The sequence below is a fragment of the Pyrobaculum sp. genome (genome assembly GCF_049971835.1).
In the GTDB taxonomy this organism is placed as follows: domain Archaea; phylum Thermoproteota; class Thermoprotei; order Thermoproteales; family Thermoproteaceae; genus Pyrobaculum.
Genome location: NZ_JBMFKV010000156.1, coordinates 1 through 4,458 on the forward strand (window position 1 = coordinate 1; position 4,458 = coordinate 4,458).

General features: G+C 58.4%; 4 protein-coding genes and 1 pseudogene. All 5 read left to right on the top strand.

Annotated features, from left to right (window positions below; translation table 11 throughout):
* Window positions 1–501: pseudogene (locus ACP5J3_RS11205) on the top strand (phosphate ABC transporter substrate-binding protein PstS); the annotation flags it as partial.
* 22 nt (window positions 502–523) lie between these two features.
* Window positions 524–1,462 carry a phosphate ABC transporter permease subunit PstC gene (pstC, locus tag ACP5J3_RS11210; protein ID WP_428495772.1) on the top strand — a complete coding sequence of 313 codons (939 nt, stop codon included), beginning with the start codon at window positions 524–526 and terminating at the stop codon, window positions 1,460–1,462.
* The gene (locus ACP5J3_RS11215; protein WP_428495773.1) at window positions 1,459–2,379 is read left to right on the top strand and encodes a PstA family ABC transporter permease; all 921 of its coding nucleotides are present in this window, start codon (window positions 1,459–1,461) and stop codon (window positions 2,377–2,379) included. The genes pstC and ACP5J3_RS11215 overlap by 4 nt, the downstream gene beginning before the upstream one ends.
* A 48-nt stretch (window positions 2,380–2,427) precedes the next feature.
* Complete coding sequence (locus ACP5J3_RS11220; RefSeq protein ID WP_428495774.1) at window positions 2,428–3,180, top strand: ATP-binding cassette domain-containing protein; 753 nt, start codon at window positions 2,428–2,430, stop codon at window positions 3,178–3,180.
* A 117-nt stretch (window positions 3,181–3,297) separates the two neighbouring features.
* A partial coding sequence (locus ACP5J3_RS11225) for an amino acid ABC transporter substrate-binding protein (protein ID WP_428495775.1) occupies window positions 3,298–4,458 on the top strand: 1,161 nt, incomplete at its 3' end.

Here is a 4,458-nt window from a genome sequence, read left to right on the forward strand (position 1 = left end):
GGTGGCCAAGGCAACCCCGGCGTTGCGTCAGCTGTCGAGAAGACCGAGTACTCCGTTGGCTACATCGAGTACGCCTACTACGCACTTAACAAGAAGAAGTACGACGACATCGGAGGCATCGCATACATACGAAACGACAACGACGGCAAGTGGTATCTACCCCTCCCCGAGATGGTGCAGATGGGGCTCTCAGCCGGGCTGGAGAGGTATAGGCAGAAATACGGGGCGTACCCCAAGCCGGACGAGGACTGGAACGCAGTGATTCAGGAGCTGGCCAACCCGCCTAGAGGCTACCCCCTGTCGGCTCTGTCCTTCTTCATTGTCTGGAAGGACTACTCAGCCGCGGGGTACCCGGACGCCGCCGCCAAGGCCCAGCTGGTTAGGGAGTTCATGAGGTATGTGCTGACTACGGGTCAGCAGGCCGTCGTTGAGGGCTACATAGCTCTGCCCCAGGAGCTGGCTCAGATTGGCCTGAGCGCGGTCAGCCAAATCAAGCCTTAAAAACTGGCTTTTTTTGAAATGCATGCTGGGGCTCTTATTGCTACTTTTTTTGGGATTCTACGCGGTGAGCGTGGCGGCCCTCATATTCCTCAAGTTTCGGTGGGGGATGAGGGTTGTGGGCCTGGCCGCGGTTTTGATCCTCGGCTCCATTGCGGTTATGTTCGCCGTATACTCAGCGCCTGCTCTGGCGAAGTACGGCCTCTCGCTGCTCACAACGGCGGAGTGGGACCCCGGCGCCGAGCGGTACGGCCTCCTCTCCGCCATAGTGGGGACGCTTATCTCGTCGGCGATCGCAATAGCGGTGGCCATGCCCCTGGCCGTCAGCGCCGCCGTGGCCATAAACGAGTTTCTCCCAAGCCAGGTAAGGTGGGTTGTGGCCTCTCTGCTGGATCTCACGGCGGCTATGCCCACTGTGATATATGGGCTGTGGGGTAGGGATGTCCTGGGGCCGGCGCTCGCCGCCGGGCTGAATGCGCTGGGTAGCTGGCTCCTCGGCGCCGAGCCTGTGAGGACCCCTCTCAACCTCATGACGGCGGGGGTTCTTTTAGCAGTCATGATTACGCCGTACGCCGCGGCGATTATCAGAGAGGGGTACGGCCTCATCCCGAGGCAGATCGAGGAGGCGATATACGCCGTGGGGGCCACGCGGTTCGAGGCGGTGTTAATTAAGCTTAGATACATCAAGCAGTACGTGGCAGGGGGCTTCTTCCTCGCCTTGGGCCGCGCCATGGGGGAGACCGCCGCGGTGGCCATGGTTGTGGGGGGCAACTACGTGAGGCTAGTCCTCAACCCGGTTGACCCGGGTATAACCATCTCCTCTCTCATCGCTCTGCAGTTTCCCAACGCCGCCAACTACCTCTACATGACCCCGGTGCTGTACGCCGCCGCCTTGACGCTCGTCCTCATGGGACTGGTCATAAACGGCGTGGCCCTCTACCTCCTGTACAGATGGCAGGTATGAACTGGCGTAGGGTGAAGAACTGGCTGGGGATCGGCGTCATCGTCGCGCTTTCCCTCTTCGCCGTGGCGCCTGTTCTGTTTGTGGTGGTTTCCATCTACGTGGCTGGCGCCGCCGCTATTGCCAACCTGGGAGGCCTGGCTACTTTCCTCACGGCGGAGCCCCCCGACCCCTTCGCCACGAGTGGCGGCGTGGGGCCTCTATTAGCCGGCACCCTCTACATGACGGCGCTGGGGGCCGCCGCCGGGATACTGGTGGGCTTTCCCATAGGGATCTACATAGGCGAGTTCAAGAGGGATAAGCTGTCCCACGTGGCGAGGGGGGCGGTGAACATGTTGGTGGAGTTCCCCACAATCGCCATGGGTTTGTTCGTCTACGGGATGTTCAGCATGGTGAGGGGAGATGTAAACAGCGTGTTGGCCCCCCTCTCTAGAGATCTTTCCAGCGTCCTGGGGGGCTGGGTGACGTGGTTCGTGGGTCCCCTCGACTTCTACAACGCGTACATAGGCGCCGCCGCCTTGGCCATTGTTATGATTCCCTACGTGGCTCTCTTCACAGCGAGCGCATACGCCTCTATAGACCAGCCGCTGAGGGAGGCGGCGTACAGCCTGTCGGGGAGGGAGTACAAAGCCGTCTTCACTGTGTTGAGAAAGGTGGTGTGGAGAGCCGTCTTAGCCTCCTTCCTCCTGGGCACCGCCAAGATAGCTGGAGAGACCGCGCCTCTGTTCTTCACCGCGCTTGGCAACCACTACTATGCCCCCTTCACGGGGCCTACGGGAGCCGTCACTCTGTGGATATACGAAGCGGCGCAGTCCAGCTACAAGGTGCAGGTGGACTCCGCCTACGGCGCCGCCGCGGTGCTCCTCACTGTGGTGCTGGCGCTCTTCATACTCGCCAAGTTGCTGGGGAGGGGGAGGTGAGGCGGGGTATATGGAAAATGGATATAAGTGGCCCCACACCCGGCCGCCATGAGTAAAATAGAGATTAGGGACCTCTGGCTCTCCTTTGGGAAAGTCGCCGTCCTTCATGGCGTCAACCTCTCCATAGCCGAGAGGAAGATAACGGCGCTTATGGGCCCCTCGGGTAGCGGCAAGTCGACGATACTGCGGGTGCTCAACAGACTCATCGAGCTCATCCCGGAGGCTGTGGTGAAGGGCGACGTGTATCTAGACGGGCGGAGCATATTCTCCATGGACGTGGTGGAGCTTAGGAAGAGGGTTCAGATGATTTTCCAGATACCAAACCCAATACCCAACCTCTCCATATTTGAAAACGTGGCTCTGGGCCTCAAGCTGAATAAGCTGGTTCGCAACAAAAGTGAGCTGTACAGCCGGGTCAAGACTGCCCTGGAGAGGGCCCAGCTGTGGGAGGAGGTTAAGGACAGGCTCAGCTCTCCCGCCGGCAAACTGTCGGGGGGTCAGCAACAGAGGCTCTGCGTCGCCCGCGCCTTGGCTTTCGAGCCGGAGGTTCTTCTGGCCGACGAGCCCACGGCGAATCTCGACCCCGAAAACACGGCCAAGCTTGAGGAGCTGTTTCTCGACTTAAAGAAGGATGTGACCATTATCCTCGTGACGCACTTCCCGGGGCAGGCGGCTAGGATAAGCGACTACGTGGCGTTTCTCTACAAGGGGCGCATCGTGGAAACTGGACCCACGAAGGAGGTTTTTACAAACCCCAAGCATGAACTAACAGAGAAATACGTTACCGGAAAACTATATTAAAAACTTAAATAATTATTTAAAGTGAAGACTTAATGAAAGTTAATTAAACATTTGTAGAGATTATAATTATATATCATGTAATATAAAAACTTATATAATGCTAAAAGTCAGTAGGCTATGGCCGGTTCTAAAACTCTCTGGGTGATAGCCTTAGCTGTTGCGGTGGTTGTGATAGGGGCGCTGGCTTGGATGGCAACGCAACCTTCAGCCCAGCCCACCACCCCAAGGCCAACTCCCACTACCACATCCACCGCCCAGCCGCCGTCTCCCACTCAGCCGCCGTCGGCAACCACCACCAGCACACCCACGGCTACGCAACCAAAGCCAGCGGGTGAGTGCCCAGATGAGATAGTTATCGGCACGGCCATGCCTATTTCCGGCAGATACGCCGCTGAGGGGCAGTACTCCCTCTGGGGTGCCTTGGCCGTGGTTAATTGGATAAACGACAATGGTGGGCTCGACTGTGGTGGTAAGAAGGTGAGGGTGAGGCTTCTCTATAGAGATAGCGAGTCTAAACTAGAGCTGGCTCAAAGCATCACGGAGGCCTTGGTAACTCAGGACAAGGTGCACTTCCTCTTGAGCCCCTACGGCTCTGACCTCGCACTGGGGGTGTCGCCCATAGCTGAGAAGTACGGCGTCTTGATGGCGGTGGTGGGCGCCTCTTCTGACCGCATATTCCAGCAGGGGTTTAAGTATGTGCTGGGCGTGGCGGCGCCGGCTAGTCAGTACATGGTTTCCGTGCTTGATATGGTGACTAATAAGGACCCCACAGTGAAGAAGGTGGCTATCCTCTATAGAAACAGCGAGTTTAATAGACAGGTTGCGGAGGGCGCCAAGGCCTATGCTGAGAAGCTGGGTCTGCAGGTGGTGGTGTACGAGGTCTACGACTCCTCGCCGAAGGACTTGACGCCGCAGATTCTTAACGTTAAGCGGGCGGCCCCCGACATAATCCTAGTGGCTTCCCACTTCGCCGATGGCCAGCTGGCCGTCAGGCAACTAGCTGAGCAGAAGGTAGACGCCAAGCTCATTGCCTTGTCTGTGGCCCCCCTGGTGCCCGACTTCTACAAGGCGCTTAAGGAAAAGGCAGAGTGCATAGTCGGACCCTCTCACTGGGAGCCCGGGGTGAGGTACACCCCCGAGGTGGCTAAGCAGAGGGGAGTGGAGTGGTTTGGGCCCACCAAGGAAGAGTTTATTACATACTTCAAGAGGGTGGCCAAGCAGATGGGCGGACAGGAAGTGGAGCCTGGCTACCACGCCGCGTGGGCCGCCGAGGGCGTC